A 19,406-nucleotide genomic window follows, 5' to 3' on the forward strand; every position below is an offset into this window, starting at 1 on the left:
AGAGACGCGGATAGTTATTTGTAACTTGTGACTAACCCTTGACTCAAATACAAATTTTTTTCGACATTACTACCGAGGCGGCTTTAGCTGCGGGTGCAGTTTTACAAGTTGCTATGGTTTGCTGTCGCTTTATCCTGCTTAATCACCCGTTCTCCTCCTGTTTTCGCCATTCAACTCAAACGGTGGAAAAATTAATATTTTCGTAAAGTTCGGCAATTTGAATTTGCAACTCCAAGGTACTCAAAGAAAGGGTGACAGTTGGGTCATCGTATTCCGAAAATAGCCACTGATGCGCGGCTGTTTTGAGATGATGTTCAACGTGTATACGATATTGATCAATCAGCAGATATTCTTGGAAAGTGGGAATTGTCCGATAAGCAACAAATTTCTCACCACGGTCATAATTTTGGGTGGATTTAGACAACACTTCAGCAATAAAGCAGGGATTGACCACAGTATCTTTGCGTCCCGTTTGAAGTTCTAAGGGTTTGGGCAAAACCATCACATCAGGGTAAGTGTAGAGATTTGCATCGGGAATCCAGAGTCGCTGATCGACATAGAAAATCCGGTAGTTTTTGCTTTTTAGGGCAGATTTCAGCAAAATATACAAATTTCCAGCAATATCATTGTGGTTGGGTGTCCCACCAGTCATAGGAATAATTTCTCCATCACAATATTCGCTGCGTGTTTCTGACGCGATTTCAAGTTCTAAATACTCATCAATGGTGTAGTGTTTGGTCTCAGGTTGAGCAATCATGTCAGTTTTACCCCCAAGGCTTCAAGTTGCTGGTTTATCCAAGTTGTGGCTGTCGTTTCATCGGTTTCTATCGCTCGTTCTACTCCTGTTTTAGCAATTTCTAGCAGTTGTTTGGATTCCTCCCGCGCTTGGCGAGATGCTCTGACTTTTTCTGTGATTTTCTGGCGAGTAGATTCTTGCGGTAGCGTAATCGGAATATTTAACAAATCCTCAGTGGAAATTGCCGGATACATACTGGCTGTTGTATGAAGATCAAGAATTTCGCAGACAATGGGCGATCGCACATAAACCAGTAAAACTTCTGGCGCTATTTTGGTTGGTTCGAGAACAGCAAAACCAGATGAACAAATGTAATTATTTTACTCTGGTTCAATCAGGGCTGAGAGTCGGCGAATAGGGCGAACTGTTGAGGTGATTATATTGTTGTGGTCACTGCCTGATAAATTTTCTTAATGATTTAATGGCGATCGCTTGTTGATGTGTAGTGAACATCTGCAAAAATAAATTATGCTGCGATCGCCTCACTGATTTCTTCCCCTACTCTGAGCTACATAAAAGGAAGAGAAAGGGATAATAAAGAATGAGAATTTTTTGAGCATAGACTCTAAGTCTAGAATTTTGCTCAAAACTCCCTCTCAAACACTGAAAATTACACATTTGAGTATTAGACTGAGCATGACTGAGAATTTAAAGGCTAAAAGTAATGATATTGCGTTAAATAAATATTCTCCCGCTGCCATTGAAGAAAAATGGCAAAAAACCTGGGCAGAACTGGGTTTAGATCATACCCCTATAAAAAACAACAAGCCAAAATTCTACGCTTTATCCATGTTTCCCTATCCATCGGGTAGTTTACACATGGGTCACGTCCGTAATTACACAATTACAGATGTGATTGCTCGTCTCAAGCGAATGCAAGGTTATCGCGTTTTGCACCCAATGGGTTGGGATGCTTTTGGCTTACCCGCAGAAAACGCAGCCATTGACCGTGGGATTCCCCCCGCCAAGTGGACTTATCAAAATATTGCTCAAATGCGCCAGCAGTTACAGCGTTTGGGTTTATCTATTGACTGGGAAAGCGAAGTGGCTACCTGTTCACCAGATTATTACAAGTGGACTCAATGGATTTTCTTGCAGTTTTTACAAGCGGGGTTAGCTTACCAAAAAGAAGCGGCGGTGAACTGGGACCCGATTGATCAAACTGTATTAGCTAACGAACAAGTTGATAGTGAAGGCCGTTCTTGGCGCAGTGGTGCGAAAGTCGAGCGCAAATTATTGCGCCAATGGTTTTTCAAGATTACCGACTACGCCGAAGAATTACTCAACGACTTGGATAAATTGACAGGTTGGCCAGAACGTGTGAAGTTAATGCAGGCAAACTGGATTGGTAAATCTGTCGGTGCTTATTTAGAATTTCCGATTGTGGGGATGGAGGAAAAAATCGGCGTGTACACCACTCGCCCTGATACTGTTTTTGGTGTCAGTTATGTAGTTTTAGCCCCAGAACATCCTTTAACCAAGCGTGTCACCACCAAAGACCAGCAAGCCGCAGTTGAAGCTTTTATTACTGAAGTTTCTCATCAAAGTGAGTTAGAACGCACCGCCGAAGACAAACCAAAGCGGGGTGTTCCTACTGGTGGTAAAGCCGTTAACCCCTTCACTGCGGATGAAGTGCAAATCTTAATTGCTGATTATGTATTGTATGAGTACGGTACTGGGGCGGTGATGGGTGTCCCAGCCCATGATGTGCGGGACTTTAAGTTTGCCAAAGCTTATGATTTGCCGATTGATGTTGTGATTGCTGCACCAGAAGATGTGGCAGGTTTTGATTTAACTCCCACATCCGAAACTGAGGAAGTCACTCAACTCATACAAATTGAATATAACGAAGCATATACTGAACCAGGAATTTTAATTAATTCTGGGCAGTTTACGGGGATGAATTCAGTTGAAGCGAAAGCTGCAATCGTCAAATATGCCGAAGAACAAGGTTTTGGTAAAGAACGCATCCAATACCGCTTGCGAGATTGGTTAATTTCTCGACAACGTTATTGGGGCGCACCCATCCCAGTGATTCACTGTCCCAACTGCGGAATTGTGCCAGTCCCAGACAAGGATTTGCCAGTACAGTTACCGGAAGAAGTGGAATTTACTGGACGAGGTGGTTCACCGTTGACGCAGTTAGAAAGTTGGGTAAATGTCCCTTGTCCAACTTGCGGTACTCCAGCCAAGCGAGAAACCGACACGATGGATACTTTCATTGATTCTTCGTGGTATTTCTTGCGGTTTACCGACGCAAAGAATGAACAGCAGGTATTTGACCCCAGCAAAACTAACGACTGGATGCCCATAGATCAGTATGTTGGCGGGATTGAACACGCAATTTTGCACTTATTATATTCGCGGTTCTTTACTAAAGTATTGCGCGATCGCGGCTTGTTGAATTTTGATGAACCTTTTGCCCGGTTGTTAACTCAAGGAATGGTGCAGGGTTTAACTTACATGAATCCCAACAAGGGCGGCAAAGATAAATGGGTTCCCTCCCATTTGGTTAACCCCGCTGACCCCCGCGATCCTCAAACTGGGGAACCATTGCAACGCCTGTACGCTACTATGTCCAAATCTAAGGGTAATGGTGTCGCGCCGGAAGATGTGATTTCTAAATATGGTATAGATACAGCGCGGATGTTCATCTTATTTAAAGCGCCACCAGAAAAAGATTTGGAGTGGGATGAAGCCGATGTGGAAGGACAATTCCGCTTTTTAAATCGGGTGTGGCGATTAATCACAGATTATGCTGCGGCTGGGGTATCACGTAAGCAAGCGCAACTTGCTGATTTAAGTAAACCAGAAAAGGAATTACGTCGGGCAATTCACACAGCCATTAAATCAGTCACCGAAGATTTAGAAGATGAATATCAATTCAATACCGCTATTTCAGAATTGATGAAGTTGAGTAATTCTTTGACTGATAGTGACTGTAAAAATTCGCCAATTTATGCCGAAGGGATTCAAAGTTTAGTAATGTTACTGGCTCCTTTTGCGCCACACATTGCTGATGAATTGTGGCATTTATTAGGTAATAAAAATTCAGTCCATACCCAAACTTGGCCAGCGTTTGATGCGGCTGCTTTAATCGCTGATGAAATTACTTTGGTAATTCAGGTTAACGGCAAAAAGCGGGCTGATATTCAAGTTCCGGCGCAAGCAGATAAAGCTGAGTTGGAAAAATACGCTCGTGAATCAGAAGTTGTGCAGCGTCACTTGGAAGGGAAGGAGATTAAAAAGGTAATTGTCGTCCCTGGCAAGTTGGTGAATTTTGTGGTTGGTTAAAAGGAAGTTCGGTGTTAATATTTATCGCCAGAACAAGGGAGAAGGAAGGAGTGAAGAGGGTTGTAGCATAGTTAATTTTTCTTCACATTGTTCGGTTTGTCTGAGTCGTTCTACTTAGTAGCTTGGTTTCATAAAACTGACAGATTACTGTTAATGGAGCTTTTTTGACTTTCCGGATTGGTTAACATCTGTTGAGAACAATTAATTGGTAGATGCACCTTGATCTTCGACTCCCCTAGCTGTTTAACATCGGCTGGGGGATTTTTTATGTGGCACAACCCAATATTTGACCATTTTATCCGGTTAAGGGCGATCGCATATAGAACAATTAATTGGTAGATGCACCCTGATAACTAATTCCCCTAGCTGGTTTACACCGACTGGGGGATTTTTTTTGCCTTCATTGCCAGAATCAGAAAATTTTATCCGGTTAAGGGCGATCGCATACAGAACAATTAATTGGTAGATGCACCCTGATAACTAATTCCCCTAGCTGGTTTACACCGACTGGGGGATTTTTTTTGCCTTCATTGCCAGAATCAGAAAATTTTATCCGGTTAAGGGCGATCGCACGCAGAACAATTAATTGGTAGATGCACCCTGATAACTAATTCCCCCGGCGGCTGCCACCACTGGGGGATTTTTTTTTGGTTGATTGCAAACATCATTGCCGCGAGTTTGATTTCCAAGGTGCAGATATGAAAGCACAGTTGGTTTGTGATAGTATTCCTCAATCATTCGTGAGAAATAACCAAGAACAAATGATAGTCAACATCAAAATTCTCACAAATCAAACAAACTTATCTTTGCCAACCTACTAACCCCACTATTTCTAATGCTTCCGCTACTTGTGGGTGCAACGTACAGTACCAGAAATCCTCAAAACTCCACTCAACCAAGAGTGCAGTCGGAAATGGCAAACCATCAGCATGAGTGGGTAAAGAGCAATTTAAGTATTTTGCCAGCAAATAGCCAAGTCTCGCATATTGCAAGTTAACCGCACCGTAATGGTCATAACTAGCCGCTTTTGCTAGTTCAGATGTTGTCGTAGTCCGATTAGGAAAATGATAATGAGCTACTAACATAGCTCGGTGTCCTGGAGTGAGATTTGCTTCAATAGCAGTAAAAGCTTCCGCATATTCCTCGGCTGAAGGGAGAAATTTATCAATATGAGAGTCAGGAGTATCAATTACCTCCTCCATATCATCCAAAGCAGCCGCAATGAGTTCACTACAGAAGGCGCTTTTGTTATATCCCATCAGTTGTGCCAGTTTCTCTAAGCGGGAGTTGTCAGTGGGTACGAGTGTTACGGAGAACCTGACAGATTCTTCCTGGCACTGCAACATCTTGTGTACTAATCTTTGAACCTTAGTCATAATGGAAAAATGCACCAAAATAATTCATCATTTTTAACACCAGGATTTACAGTGGTCAAATCCTGTTGAGTGTGCATGATGAACTGGGCATTAAACCGCTTAAGCGAACGCAGGGTATGAGTTTTAGTCTGATTATTCTGCGATAAGTACAGTATTAATCAGAAAAATGATGCATTTGCGATAGTAAGGAAATGTCGGCACACAAGACCAGATTATCCTCAAAAACCAGGAAATCAATCACTGAACTGAGATAGTGTAGGTATATGCCTTGAGAAATAAAACTTCTTCTCTTGCAGAATTTATGATTTATTTCCTTAAGATTACTGCTTGATAACTTTTATATTACCTAAGAATTATTTTCATCTCATCTGTACAATTTCGTACAGATGAACTTTATTTGTTAGATGTAATTTTTAAGAACAAGGGTCATTCTCATGAAATTTATTCATTTTGATTTAAAACTGGAAAAATTACTATGATGTTCAAAATTGATGACTATGTACTAAATCTTCAAACTGGACAGATGGGGAAAGTTATTGGTTACGGACATGAAATCATAAACAATGTGTATACCACAACTCTAAGAGTCTTAGTAGATGAAACTCTCAATTCCTCAAAGAGATTATTAGTGTTAGAAGATATAATTCCAACTTGGAGTCTGATGTCATAGCTAAAATATTTACAAGGATGGAAATGCAGAGGTGAAGTATCTTGAGATGCACTACCCAATCAAGATACTTCACTTTAGTTTCATGCAACTATATGTTCTAGCTGCCGAGAATTATGCTTCAGCAGGTCAGTAATTTTATCCGCAGGTGCGGGGATACCAAAATAAAATCCTTGACCTTCTTGACAGCCACGCTGTTGTAAATACTCTAGCTGTTCTTGCGTTTCTACCCCTTCGGCGGTAATTTTCAACTGGAGGCTTTTGGCTAAGGCAATAATGGCATCTGTAACAGCGGCACTATCAGAGTTAGATGTGACATTCTGCACAAATGAACGGTCAATTTTGAGCATATTGACAGGGAAGCGATTCAAGTAATTTAAGGAAGAATAGCCAGTGCCGAAGTCATCTAAGGCTATCCATAAGCCTAGTTCTCGTAATTGTTTGAGGGTTTTGACAGAGTGCTGAATATCACCCATCAAGAAGCTTTCAGTTACTTCTAATTCTAAGTAAGATGCTGCCAAATCTGTTTCTTGTAGGACTTGTTTGACAACCTCAACTAAATTTGGTTTTTCAAACTGTCGAGCTGAGAGGTTAACCGACATCCGAATTGGTTCTATTCCCGCTAACTGCCAAGCACGATTTTGAGCGCAAGCAGTACGTAATACCCATTCCCCAATAGAGATGATTAAACCATTGTCTTCGGCAATGGGGATAAATTGTGCTGGAGAAACCAAACCCCGTGTCGGATGCTGCCAACGTACTAGTGCTTCTAGTGCGGTTATTTGTCTAGTCTGCAAATCAATGAGGGGTTGGTAATAAACTACCATTTCTCCCCGCTCTAAAGCCCCGCGTAACTCGTTTTCTATTGTCAATCGCTCTTGCAACCGCGCGTTAATTTCTGGAGAATAGAAGCGATATTGACTCCGCCCTTGTTGTTTTGCTTGATATAGTGCGATGTGAGCCTGTTGTAGTAGTTGGTCTACATAATGACGATCGCCTATATGATTAATTGTGATCCCAATACTGGCGGTGATGTGAATCTGCTGTCCATCGATAAAGAAAGGTTTGGATATTGTACTCAAGAGTAACTGCGACAGTTTAATCACACTCTCAAAAGAAAGTATATCGATGTGAGCGATCGCAAATTCATCTTGGCTCAAATGAGCGAGAATATCTGTTTGACCTATACAATTGGTTAAACGTTGGGCAACTGATCTTAAGAGCAAATTAGATTTTTCATGCTCCAACCCATGACTGATACCTGTAAAATCATCAATGCCCAGCAAAAGCACAGCTACCATCTGCTGATTTTGAGATTGTGATATGTTCTGATAAAGGCGATCGCAAAATAAATCCCGATTTGGTAATCCAGTTAAATTGTCATAATTACTAATCTGATGAATCAACTCATCTAATTTATGCAGAGTTTGTGCGGTATCTGCCATTAATGTACCTGCCTCATCTGCATATTCTGTAGGGAGTTCAGGTAATTTTTTAGTATGCAAATAATCTTGCAATGCAGCCGAAGTCAAAATAACAGGAGCTAGAAGATAGTGTAGTGCATAAAGTGTGGCGGCTGTACCTGTAAGTGTTGCCAACAAAGCAATCAGCAACACTCGTATTGCCATCTCCCAAGAATAAGAATTAGACGTAACAAAACAGAATAGTAAAGTGAGCAAAGGTACATGAGTACCTAAAAATGCCACCGACATGATTTTGGCTGTATAACTTTTTTTGAGCAAGCTAAATTTAGCTAGAAATGAGTACAGATAAAGGTTGCGATTGAGCTTCATAGATTCTGCTTGATAGTAGATAGTTGGCAAATTAGTTACTAGAGTTTTTATGGCAGAAAGTTTCGGGAATTTATTACCTTAATTCCTATAAAAACGCAGTGATTTAGAGTTGTAAATCTTCCAAATCTCTCTACTAAGCTTATAGAATCATCTCTATAGTTTTGGTAAAGCGGAATATATAGCCTTTTTCCGTACTAAATACTTGTGAGTATAAATACTATTTAATATATTAAGTTTGGATAAATTTTTATTATTTGTTTAATTTAGCTTGCCAGAGGCGATCGCCTAAAAATTTATTCTACAATTCAGACATTAAATAGCATATTTATAATCGCTGTAAATATTGTTAAACAAATATGATTTAGATGTTTAAAATGGCTGTATCCATCTGAAATTAAGGGTTTATTACTCAAAATTACCAAAATAAAATTTAAATTTCATCTAACTTCTCTTTAACAAAAACTAGTCAAGAGATTTTATCAACATATCTGGTTGCTGATAAATTTAATTAGTCTTGACTAAATTGTATTAATTCATCAGACAAGATAATTTAAGAAAATTTTAAATTTAATAGCCCAAATGTATGCTTTGTTATGCGAGCAAAATCATTTTTATGCTGAGATACCTAAGTAATAGCCTACTAATAGCAAATAAAAACTATTTTTTTCTTAACCAAATCATTAATTATTGATTGTGTAGTTATCTGGTTTGACAATTAAATATATTTGCGGAAAAACTTAATTAAAAAAAGTCAAAAAACAGCCTGTATCTTTGCAAACAAGCTGCTTTTGATAACTACTCAGTTTTATTTAATGGACTACTGGATCGAATTCAAATAAGCATCTACCTGATGATAGATTGTTGTTGATAACAACACACCATAAAAACGGTAATTTGACTACAAATTTTGTCTATGCAGAATCCAAGGTAAAAGTTTAGCAATATTTCTCGCATCATCAATACCACGATGATGCGTTCCTTGTAATTCTATATTGGCGCGTTGCAATGCTTCTGCCATCCCATATCGCTTAGATAAGCCTTGGCTCTCACTAAACTGTTGTTTGAGATTTACATGAGGATAAGCAATTGGAAACGGAAGATTGTGAAACTTGCTATCTTGTTTAAACTGGTTACGATCATAGTCTCCCCAGGAACCGAATACGGCATTTGGATATTTAGATAACCATTTTTGGAGTATGGCGATCGCTTCGGGATATTCTGGAGCTAGATCAACCTGTTTCTGAGTAATCGATGTCAAGGATTTACAGAAGTCGGTGAGTCTGGGATAGCGAACTGGTTTGATAAAGGTTTGGAATTCTTCAATGATTGTTAAAGTTTGTGCCTCAACCATAACGGCTCCAATTTCGATGATTTCCATCTCATGCCGTTTGATAGTTCCTTGATCACAACAAGTTGCTTCTAAATCGAGGACTAATAAGTAGTCATATTGATTCCAGTTGATCATATCGCTTCAAACTTGTAAAACATCAGAGTTGGAAATATCATTACTCTGCTATGTCTAACAATATTTTGTCACATCTTCACCACATTCGTCTGCTAGATATACCAAACATTTAAAACGCAGACTTACTATTTGCTCATACAGAGGGTTTAACTTGCATAAAGGGGGAATGCGAAAAATTATCCGCCCTAAAATCGATACAGTTCTCTCAAAGGGGCAATGGGAGGGAATGATTTTACATAATAGTCTAGCTAGTTTATAGTCCCGTATTTCCAAAATATCAAGCTGATTCCGTAGCTGGTTTAATAAGCTGTTATGCCCTTGAGCTTTATTTGATAAATCCATAAGTTCAATTTCCTTGAGTCCATTTGTTACCCCTATAAAATTACAACTATCTTTTGAGAAAAACATAGTATAACTACTAGATTATTTTTTTGATTTTTAAAAGCCGATTATTAATCTAGTACAATTGCTGAGGAAGCGGTAGAGGTAGTCAGTTATGGCTCAGGACGGTTAGAAATAGCAGTCCGTAGATATACAGAATCTAATAAGAATATCCGCCCCAGCAACCCAGCTATTGAGCGTTTAGGCAATTAGAATTTTCATAGTATTCTGGCATTTGTCAATTACGAATAATGTTGCCAGTTCTAGGAGATAACGTTGGAACAACTTTCAAATACAATCAACCTCGATGGCTATTTTCAAAGAATAGGATACAAAGGCGATCGCTCTGCCACTCTCAAAACGCTACAGGCAATTCACCTACACCATACAAAGTCTATTGCCTTTGAAAATCTGAATTCACTACTCAAACAACCCGTTTCCCTCAACCTCCAATCTTTAGAGAAAAAACTGATCTATGAGGGACGTGGTGGTTATTGTTTTGAGCAAAACTTGTTGTTACGCTCAGTTTTACTTGCGCTTGGCTTTAAAGTCAAAAATTTAGCAGCCCGTGTATTATGGAATGTTCCCGCAGGGATAATTACTCCGCGCACACATATGTTGCTTTGGGTGGAGATTGACGAACTGAAATACATTGCAGATGTAGGATTTGGCGGAATCACACTCACTGCACCTTTGTCTGTGATCCCGGAGATTACACAAACTACACCTCATGAATCGTTTCGATTGATCATGGTTGACCACACCTACATCTTGCAGGCATACATTAGTCAGGAATGGAAATCTCTGTATTATTTTGACCTGCAAGAGCAACAAATTGCTGATTATGAGGTGAGTAGTTGGTATGTTTCAACTCATCCCAACTCAATTTTTATCAGTACACTTATGGTTGCTAGAGCAGATGAAAATTGTCGATATACGTTGCTCAACAACAAACTGAGAATACATCATTTGGATGGTGGCACAGAATCGCGTGTACTCAAGACAGTGGCAGATTTACGCACCACATTGGAGGAAGTATTCTGTTTAACCTTGCCAGAAATCTCTAGTCTGGATGATACCTTAAGCCAGTTTGTCGAGTAAATTCAAGAAGTATGTCAAAATAATTCCAGCATTTACCGATTACCACCCATTACCTATGGCGATACTTCAACTGATTGAACCTGAAGTTAAAGATTTGGGTGGGTTTGTTGCCCGCCGTAGTTTGCCATATCCTCAGCGCCAAATGGTCGGGCCGTTTATTTTTTTTGATCATCTTGGCCCCTCTATTTTGCCGAGTAATCAAGGTATTGATGTCAGACCACATCCTCATATCAATCTGGCAACCCTAACTTACTTATTTGAGGGTGCAATCATGCACCGTGATAGTTTAGGTACTGTACAAGAAATTCAACCGGGCGCAGTTAATTGGATGACGGCGGGAAAAGGAATTGTTCATTCAGAGCGATCGCCTGATTTTGATCGTCACAACGAAGCTACTATTCATGGGATTCAAACCTGGATTGCTTTACCTGTGGAGTACGAAGAAACTGAGCCTTGGTTCATTCACTATACGGCTGATACTCTTCCTACCTGGGAAGAAAATGGCACTATCATCAAACTCATTGCAGGAACAGCATCGGGTTATACCTCACCTGTGAAAGTTTTTTCTCCCATCCTTTATTTAGATGCGGTACTGTCTGCTCATACTGACTTTACTATCTCCGCTGATTATTCCGAGAGAGCAGTATACAGCGTCACCGAGGGACTGAGTATTAATGATCAACCCCTAGAACCCTATCGTCTGGCGATTCTAGAACCGGGTGATGAGGTGAAAGTTTCGGCGATCGCGGCGGCTCGGTGTATTGTGATTGGTGGTGAGCCATTGGGCAAACGCTATAAATGGTGGAATTTTGTCTCTAGCCGACCAGAACGCATAGAACAAGCTAAAGCTGATTGGCGCAACAACCGCTTTGCTCAGGTGGTAGATGAAACGGAGTTTATTCCCCTACCAGAAGTGGTGACAGAGGCTAATCCGTTGTAGTCTTTCAAGAAAGATAGGGGTGTGAGGGTTTAGGTGTTCAAAACCCTCACACCTATTCTTAACAAACAAACTTTGTGAGTAAGTCCTATCAACCTAAATCAAACAAGAGAATTTCTGCGCCAACTTCGGTGCTGATTTCCAGTTGTTCTTCGCCACTGATTTGCACGCCATCGCCTGCTCTGAGTTCTTCACCGTTCAATGTGGCTAGACCTTGAGCTATTTGCAACCAAGCATAGCGATCGCGTTTCAGATGATAATTTACAGCATCACCACTTTCTAAAACAGAGGCGTATAAATCAACATCTTGATGAATTGTCACTGCACCATCGCGGCCATCTTTAGCGGCTATTAAGCGTAATTGACCGCGCTTTTCTTCGATAGGAAATGTTTTTTGTTCATATCTGGGAGCCAAGCCTTGTTCATCCGGTAAAATCCAGATTTGCAGTAGGTGCAGTGGTTCTGTTGGCGAGGGATTAAACTCGCTGTGCATGATACCTGTACCAGCACTCATAATTTGAGCATCACCAGGACGAATGACTGAACCTGTACCTAAGCTGTCTTTATGCTCGACTGCACCAGATAGCACATAAGTGAGGATTTCCATATCGCGGTGGCCGTGGGTAGGAAAACCCGCACCCGGTGCAACGCGATCGTCGTTAATCACTCGCAAAGACCGGAATCCCATTCGATTGGGATCGTAAAAATGACTGAAGGAAAATGTATGGTAACTATCGAGCCAACCAATTTGGCTACGACCGCGATTATTTCTATCATGAATTAGATAGTTAATTGTATTTTGAGACATAAATTCACCTCGGTTGATTTGGTTTTGGCAATCTAAATAATTAATGTTTTTGTATGCAGCAATATGTTGGCGATCGCATTGTATAAATTACAAAACTATCAAGTTGATGCGCTAGATTTTTATGGACAATCAAACACTAACTAAAGCAGGATTTTTGATTTATCTAGCTGGCTTTCGACTTATTTAAATATTAGAATATCTACCTATAAAATGAAAAGTACGCACTAAAAAGTGGCGTACTTACTAAAAAGATACTATGAGTGTCAGGTGTGAGTAGTCTGATTCTGAATTCTGCTCGATTTATCTCACAGTAGCTGGTGTTTTAGCTGCAACGGAGCCATTTTCGGCTTTGATTTCCGCTACTTGTAAATGAGCTTCTAAGAACCAAAGTCGTTTGTCAATGGTGCGAGAAATTTCGGTGTAAAGATCAGCGGTATCGGCATCACCTAAGTCGTTGGTTTTGGCGATCGCTTCTCGGATATGTTTTGCGTAAGCTGCAAAACGGTCTGCTAATGCTGTTACATGGTCTTTGCCATCTAAGATATCGAGGGGATATTCTGGCAAAATGGAGTTACTCGCAGCGAGTCTAGCTGTTCCGAAGGCGTAGCCACCTAAAGCTGTGACACGTTCAGCAACCATATCAACGTATTCTTCTAATTCGCCAGCAATCTCATCAAACAATTCATGTAACTGGTAGAAGTCTGTACCTTTAACGTTCCAGTGTGCTTGCTTTGTCTGGGTTTTCAAATCTAAGGTAGCTGCCAATGTTTGATTGAGAATGGCCACGATTTGAGAACGTGCTTCGGCTGGAATATCAATCCGAGTAGGGTAAAGGCGGGATGTCTGCTTATTGTCGCTCATGGTTCCACGTTTTTTTGGATCGACATAATGAGTCTACAAACAGTGATTGAGTTTGGGGAACTTCCTGAAGACAGATGGTTTTTCCCTGTAAATGATTTATTATCTTGATTATTCTTGGGAATACTTACTCAGTAGCGTTGAGAAGCGTACTTATTCCTAACTCAGCAATTTTTTGGTGATTCACAGGTGATGATTGTCGATCGCAGAGAATGTACCACCAAAAAGGCGATCGCGGATCGTATCATTCTGCAAGAAGTCATGAGGAAAACCAAGTTCAATTTGACTGACTTCATTCAGGCGTTGCAGATGTTCTGGTGATAAGCTGAGATCTAAACAAGCCAAGTTATCTTGAAATTGACTGAGTTTGCGTGCGCCAACGATGGGGATAACTACACCACTTTGGGCGCGTAACCAAGCTAATGCAACTTGCGAAGGTGAACGACCGACTTCACTAGCAACTTGACTCACTACCTCAGCGATCGCTAAACTGCGTTCTGATACTATTCCCATACCTGTGTTTGCCAGTCTGCCTTGTTCTTCTCCTGGTTGCACAGGCTGATTATACTTACCTGTTAGTACCCCACCAGCTAACGGCGACCACGGTGTGATAGCTAAATCAAAGGCTTTGGCCATTGGGAGCAAATCTCTTTCTGGTGTCCGTTGAATCAAGTTATACTCTATTTGCAAAGCAATAAACTTTGTCCAGCCTTGATATTGGGCGATAGTATTAGCTTGTGCCACAATCCAAGCGGGAGCATCAGAAATACCGATATAAAGGACTTTACCTTGACGGACTACATCATCAAGCGATCGCATAACCTCCTCAATCGGAGTTGTGAAGTCCCAAGCGTGTAACCAAAATAAATCAATATAGTCTGTATTCAGACGTTTAAGGCTACCTTCTAAAGATTGCATCAAATTCTTGCGATGGTTGCCGCTACCATTGGGATTACCTGTTTTTTCGCCCATTCGCAATGGAAATGAATATTTAGTTGCAACTACAAAGCGTTCTCGGTCTTTGGCAATTAATTCACCGACAATTTTTTCACTACTACCATCGGTGTAACCATTGGCAGTGTCAATAAAATTCCCGCCTGCTTCTGTGAAAGTATCAAAGATTTTGCGACTTTCGTCAGCAGAAGCACCCCAGCCCCAATCCTCACCAAAGGTCATCGTTCCCAAGCAGAGTTCAGAAACTCTCAACCCACTTTTGCCCAAGAGTTTGTATCTCATATCACTCGCAATTGGTAATTCGTAATTACCTTACCAATGAAAAATGATTAATAACAAACGACTAATGATAGATGACAAATGACGAATAATACTCAATTAAAAAGGCGTTTTTGCTTGTAGATGAATAGTTTTTCCTAATTGGGGATGGTAAAAAGTCAGTTCCCTGGCGTGGAGATGTAAACGACTAGCCTCAGCAACACAGCCATAAAGGCGATCGCCCAATATTACCACTCCTAATCCTACCGCAGCATGAACCCGCAACTGATGGGTGCGTCCGGTGAGGGGAATAAACTTTACACGGGTGTATTCGCCTTCCTTGGCGATTACCTGAAACTGAGTCATACTGGGTTTACCATGTTGCCAGTCAACTTGTTGATAAGGGCGGTTTTGCGGATTTCCCCAAAGTGGTAATTCAATTACACCTTGATTTTTTGTCACCGCACCTGCCAGGATGGCTTCATAGACTTTTTGTACTTGTCGCTGTTGGAATTGTTGACTGAGATGATAGTGAGTATTGCGATCGCGTGCTATCAACAAAATACCAGAAGTCTCTTGATCCAAGCGATGCACAGATACAAGGTTCATCCCATCAGCTAATAAATTCCGTAAACGACTCACTACACTATCTTGGGTGTGTTGATAACGGCCGGGAACTGATAATAGTCCCGCAGGTTTATTCACAGCAATCAGCCATTCGTCTTGATAAATGACCTCTCCCCAAACCCCTCCCCTACAAGGGGAGGGGCTTACAACTCCCCCTTCCCTACGAGGGAAGGGGGCTGGGGGGTCAGGTCTGATACCCGACAGCAAAAACCCCATCAACGGCTGACAACGTTCTACACAAGCCCCGTAAAATTCACCCTGAATTTTATCTCCTGAAGATTTCCCCCACCAAAATTCTGCCATTGCGAGGGGTTTGAGGTGATGAGTGGCGGCGTAATGCAATAGTTTTGGGGCGCAACAGTCCCCTGTACCCGTGGGTAAACCATCTGGCATTAATTGTTGAAGAGTTAAAGACTGCCCAAAAAAATTCATCATTGAGTAAGCCGCGTGCATCTGGGCTTGGAGTTGGCGAGACAATGTTTTACGCTGCTGTTTTAATTCTCGTATCCTTGCGTCTGCGGTTGCAATTGCTTGTTGAAGTGGTTGTAAAACTGCATCTCGCTGACGTTTGAGTTGTCGTCGTTCAATTCCATCTCGACGGCTGGCTGCATCAAGTTCCGCTAGTGCGAGGGTAAGAACTTCGCCTGTGAGTGTTTCGCAAAGCTGTTGGCGTTGTGCTTGGCGTTGATATCTGCAATCACGATGGCGATCGCTGATTATTTGCAATTGCTGTTCAAATTCACCAGATAATATTTCATATTGCTGTCGTTCTGGTAATTGTTGTAAGGCAATCAGTTCTTGTTTAATTGCGTCTAACTTTGCTAAAGTTTGGGCTTCTGCAAAAGCGACTGCTTCTCTACCGGGTATTGGCGGAACCCAACCATCCACAACACTTTGACCATTTAATAATCCTGAAAAAGCTTTGATGACTTGTGGTTCACCAGTTGGTAATTCGACTAATAAAACACCATACATTTTACCTTCGCTGGCATAACGCTCATCTGTAGCGAGGTATTTCATTAAACCACGGGCAATTTCTTCGATCAAAGCAGTACGGGGTAAGCTGAAAAGTTCCCCCGTTTCCGAACAATAACCTTGATAGTAATAGTTGGTAGATAAACTACTGACGGCAATTTTGCAGTCAATAAAATCGGTAATTGGCGAAAGTAACGAAAAGTGCATCATTTATTTAGGCATGATTGTCACCCTTGCCCAAATTTAATCTTGATTCTTTTAACATTACCCCAATTATAGTTGAGTGGCTCAAATTTCTGCTTTTTCAGGTATATTACTCGAAAAATCAACCTCAGAATTAGTTAAATCCTCAGTTTTAATTTCCCAGGTATGAGAACTATTCAATGAAAATTGAGTATTAGTATTTTGGCAAGCCTGCATCGTCTTGACGTGTTCCATTTCATCGTCTCGAATTGCCACAAACACATCATAAAGATTTTCGATTTTAGGGCGGCGTTCGCTGGGGTTATGAGAAGTTTGAAACGCATCAAACATATATAAGTCGCCATCACGATAATAACCTATTGCCACTACAGGCGCAGGTTGCAATTTCAATTTGGCTTCGTTTGCTGTCAAGAATTTATGATAGCTGATGTACGCGTGTTGTTCTACCAATTCCATGAAATAATAGGCAGAACGAGGCGTAATAAAATACAATACAACAATAATCCAGTAGTAGATTAATGCTGTGGTTTTTGCTAACAGTTGATCGCCCCAAAAAGCATCTCCGCCCAAGGATTCCATAATTAAGAGGTGATGTAATTCATTCCATGATTCAGCAAAATGAACCTTGAGCCAATCAGCTTTACGCCATAATCCCAAAGTTTCGTAGAGATGCAAAACCGAGAGGTAAGAGAAGTAAGGTACACGCGCTACGGTTTCTAAAACATAAAAACGAGGATAAGGGCGATCGCGATAAATAGTATTGATCACAAATACCAAAATACCAACAAGTAGGCGAATCATAGCTGTCTCCATTTACTATTGACAGAGTTAATTAATGCAATTAAGGTGTGGTTAATATACGTGAGTTAGTAACATTGCCTGTCCAATATTTTATACAGCTAAAATTTGAGGAACTTGTGAGAAATACGGAAATTGAGACTGTGTTTTATGTTCTCACAATGCCAGATTTGAGTTAACAAATCATCAATAATAAGACTTACGCAAAAAGATGGAAAATAAAGGTTTTAGAGCAGGGTGTATGTATTCAAAACCCTTACAGCCAATCCCTACAGACAATTTTGGTGCGTAAGTCTTGCAATAGTAAAGTGCGATCGCCAGATTGTAACAGTTCACCACATCAAGCGATCGCATTTATTTTTCTTAAATTCCAGCAGATTTTAAATTTCTTATATTTTGGCGCGAACTACAGGATAAGGAAACAGTCGCTTAAATCCATCCTGACGTTCAGCTACTGTTTCAGGAGCCACATCCCACAAGCTTTCGTAATAGAAAAAAGCTACACCTAAACCCCGTTCTTGGGCTGCGCGTACTTGGGACTTAATTTGTTGCATGGGGACGGGATTATTCCGTAATCCTGTCATAATCCCAATTCCTGTGGGAATTTTTTGTTGCGCTTCTTGAATTTCGCTGCGGCCGATATTGGCGATAAAACTTTGCAGATTCGGACGATAAACTTGCACAACTAGTTCATCTACAATATTTTGCCGTATCCAAGTCAGCCAATCTTGCAGGTGAAACTTGTAAGCAAAATCATAATAATTCGGAGAAACCGAGAAAATGGCATTGGGTTTTCTGGCTTTCACTGCTTGGTTGAGTTGTACCATGAAAGCGGTAATCTTATCTGCCCGCCACTTTATCCAAGCTGGATCATTAGGGTTTGCAGGGGGATTGTTTTTGGTTTCTTGAGTATATAAAGCGACTGTGTATTTGTCGTAACCAAATTCATGGGGCAAACTCATGTGGTCATCAAACTGAATCCCATCTGCATCATATTGGGTAACAACTTCTAGCACCAAGTTGCTAATGAATTGTTGCACTTGGGGATGGAAAGGATTCAACCAAACAACTTCACCCGCTGCACTGATGGAAGTTTCACTACCATTGCGCTTTTTGGTCAACCACTCTGGATGATTTAAGGCTAACTCAGATGTTGGCGGAGCCATGAACCCAAACTCAAACCACGGTATGACTAAAAGTCCTTGACGATGGGCTTGATTAATTAGGTCTGCGAGGATATCTTGTCCATCTGAACCACGGGCGATAAAAGGTTGAATACCTGCGCGTTGGGCGGTGGCGCTGGGATACATAGCATAACCAGAGTTCCACACCACGGGATAGATAGTGTTGAAATTGAGCCGTTGCAAGTGTTTAACTGCTTCTTGCACTTTGCTGCGATCGCGCAGAATATTAAAATCATTGTTGGTCATCCACACACCGCGAATTTCTTGGCGTGGTAGTTGAGAGATCGCAGGTTTTAGCCCATCAACTAACAATACTGCCATGAAAGAGACTAACATCAGCATTGGCACTAGCAGCTTTAGCTTGCGCCACCAACCTGGGAGAATAAAGAGTTTCATCGGGTTGAATGATTTGTCGCCTACCCACACACGCCATCGCCTGTTTTTGTGATGGAATTGATTAGCCATATAGCCTTGAAGTATTCACGTTTACTAGAGGAATGGTTAATTGGTAGTTGTTCATTCAATGCTGCACATCGAATTTTCTGCACCGGAGAAACTCAAACAAAATTCATACCGTCAATTATGGATGACGTAACCAGTATCTATTAGTATCCAATATACATTGTGTCTAAAAGTTATTTTACCAAGTCTTTATTTTACCTGGCTTTGCTGAAATTATTACCAAAATTTACTGATACAATAGTGTATTGTTTATAACCTGAAATCGCCAAATCAAGAAGAAATACTACACTTAACTACAATTAACCCCAGCAATAATGCTTAGATTAGGGGTTCATGAGGAAATTGCTGTTATGAATTTTCATACCCTACATTTATCTTCCCTCAATATGTCCACCAAGACAATTGCATCTCACCTTTGGCTGTTGTTAATGAGCCAATTCTGTAACAATGATTAACAGTAATCCGGAA

General features: G+C 40.8%; 16 protein-coding genes. 4 read left to right on the top strand and 12 right to left on the bottom strand.

The window, feature by feature from the left end; all coding sequences use genetic code 11:
• Nucleotides 1-175: 175 nt before the first annotated feature.
• Together IQ244_RS08630 and IQ244_RS08635 are read right to left on the bottom strand one after the other, a co-directional pair.
• Complete coding sequence (locus IQ244_RS08630; RefSeq protein WP_193892152.1) at nucleotides 176-757, bottom strand: Uma2 family endonuclease; 582 nt, start codon at nucleotides 755-757, stop codon at nucleotides 176-178.
• The gene (locus tag IQ244_RS08635; protein ID WP_322746042.1) at nucleotides 754-1,041 is read right to left on the bottom strand and encodes a hypothetical protein; all 288 of its coding nucleotides are present in this window, start codon (nucleotides 1,039-1,041) and stop codon (nucleotides 754-756) included. The genes IQ244_RS08630 and IQ244_RS08635 overlap by 4 nt, the downstream gene beginning before the upstream one ends.
• 391 nt (nucleotides 1,042-1,432) lie before the next feature.
• On the opposite strand from IQ244_RS08635, the gene leuS reads away from it, so the two are divergent.
• Both leuS and IQ244_RS08650 read left to right on the top strand, forming a co-directional pair.
• Complete coding sequence (leuS, locus tag IQ244_RS08645; protein WP_193892156.1) at nucleotides 1,433-4,090, top strand: leucine--tRNA ligase; 2,658 nt, start codon at nucleotides 1,433-1,435, stop codon at nucleotides 4,088-4,090.
• A gap of 647 nt (nucleotides 4,091-4,737) precedes the next feature.
• On the top strand, nucleotides 4,738-4,911 hold the full coding sequence (locus IQ244_RS08650; protein WP_193892157.1) for a hypothetical protein: 174 nt from the start codon (nucleotides 4,738-4,740) through the stop codon (nucleotides 4,909-4,911).
• Here the strand turns inward: IQ244_RS08650 and IQ244_RS08655 are convergent.
• The 4 genes from IQ244_RS08655 to IQ244_RS08670 form a co-directional block, all read right to left on the bottom strand.
• On the bottom strand, nucleotides 4,891-5,466 hold the full coding sequence (locus tag IQ244_RS08655) for a hypothetical protein (protein ID WP_193892159.1): 576 nt from the start codon (nucleotides 5,464-5,466) through the stop codon (nucleotides 4,891-4,893). The two genes, IQ244_RS08650 and IQ244_RS08655, sit on opposite strands and share 21 nt — an antisense overlap.
• Nucleotides 5,467-6,216: 750 nt before the next feature.
• A complete protein-coding gene (locus tag IQ244_RS08660) occupies nucleotides 6,217-7,926 on the bottom strand; it encodes a putative bifunctional diguanylate cyclase/phosphodiesterase (RefSeq protein WP_193892161.1) in 1,710 nt (569 codons plus the stop codon).
• 898 nt (nucleotides 7,927-8,824) lie between these two features.
• Complete coding sequence (locus IQ244_RS08665) at nucleotides 8,825-9,391, bottom strand: 3'-5' exonuclease (RefSeq protein ID WP_193892163.1); 567 nt, start codon at nucleotides 9,389-9,391, stop codon at nucleotides 8,825-8,827.
• Between the two features lie 54 nt (nucleotides 9,392-9,445).
• Nucleotides 9,446-9,733, bottom strand: coding sequence for a Mo-dependent nitrogenase C-terminal domain-containing protein (locus IQ244_RS08670; protein ID WP_228058817.1), 288 nt, complete (start codon nucleotides 9,731-9,733; stop codon nucleotides 9,446-9,448).
• Between the two features lie 315 nt (nucleotides 9,734-10,048).
• Here IQ244_RS08670 and IQ244_RS08675 point away from each other — a divergent pair, with 315 nt between their 5' ends.
• The gene (locus tag IQ244_RS08675; protein ID WP_193892169.1) at nucleotides 10,049-10,873 is read left to right on the top strand and encodes an arylamine N-acetyltransferase family protein; all 825 of its coding nucleotides are present in this window, start codon (nucleotides 10,049-10,051) and stop codon (nucleotides 10,871-10,873) included.
• 55 nt (nucleotides 10,874-10,928) lie between these two features.
• Entirely contained in the window at nucleotides 10,929-11,813 is an 885-nt protein-coding gene (locus tag IQ244_RS08680) for a pirin family protein (RefSeq protein ID WP_193892172.1), read from the top strand.
• An 88-nt stretch (nucleotides 11,814-11,901) separates the two neighbouring features.
• On the opposite strand, the gene IQ244_RS08685 is transcribed toward IQ244_RS08680, so the two are convergent.
• From IQ244_RS08685 to IQ244_RS08710, 6 genes are all read right to left on the bottom strand, one after another.
• Nucleotides 11,902-12,618, bottom strand: coding sequence for a pirin family protein (locus IQ244_RS08685; protein WP_193892174.1), 717 nt, complete (start codon nucleotides 12,616-12,618; stop codon nucleotides 11,902-11,904).
• Nucleotides 12,619-12,918: 300 nt separating this feature from the next.
• A complete protein-coding gene (gene dps / locus IQ244_RS08690) occupies nucleotides 12,919-13,479 on the bottom strand; it encodes a DNA starvation/stationary phase protection protein Dps (RefSeq protein ID WP_193892177.1) in 561 nt (186 codons plus the stop codon).
• A gap of 180 nt (nucleotides 13,480-13,659) precedes the next feature.
• Nucleotides 13,660-14,712, bottom strand: coding sequence for an aldo/keto reductase (locus tag IQ244_RS08695; protein ID WP_193892180.1), 1,053 nt, complete (start codon nucleotides 14,710-14,712; stop codon nucleotides 13,660-13,662).
• A 96-nt stretch (nucleotides 14,713-14,808) separates the two neighbouring features.
• Nucleotides 14,809-16,500: an RluA family pseudouridine synthase gene (locus IQ244_RS08700; RefSeq protein ID WP_228058818.1), complete on the bottom strand. Its 1,692-nt coding sequence runs from the start codon at nucleotides 16,498-16,500 to the stop codon at nucleotides 14,809-14,811.
• Nucleotides 16,501-16,578: 78 nt separating this feature from the next.
• Nucleotides 16,579-17,295, bottom strand: a complete 717-nt coding sequence (locus IQ244_RS08705) for an alternative oxidase (protein ID WP_193892183.1) — start codon at nucleotides 17,293-17,295, stop codon at nucleotides 16,579-16,581.
• Between the two features lie 386 nt (nucleotides 17,296-17,681).
• Nucleotides 17,682-18,941, bottom strand: coding sequence for a glycoside hydrolase family 10 protein (locus IQ244_RS08710; RefSeq protein ID WP_193892186.1), 1,260 nt, complete (start codon nucleotides 18,939-18,941; stop codon nucleotides 17,682-17,684).
• Nucleotides 18,942-19,406 lie beyond the last annotated feature (465 nt).

Source organism: Nostoc sp. LEGE 06077, from assembly GCF_015207705.1.
Taxonomy (GTDB): domain Bacteria; phylum Cyanobacteriota; class Cyanobacteriia; order Cyanobacteriales; family Nostocaceae; genus Nostoc_B.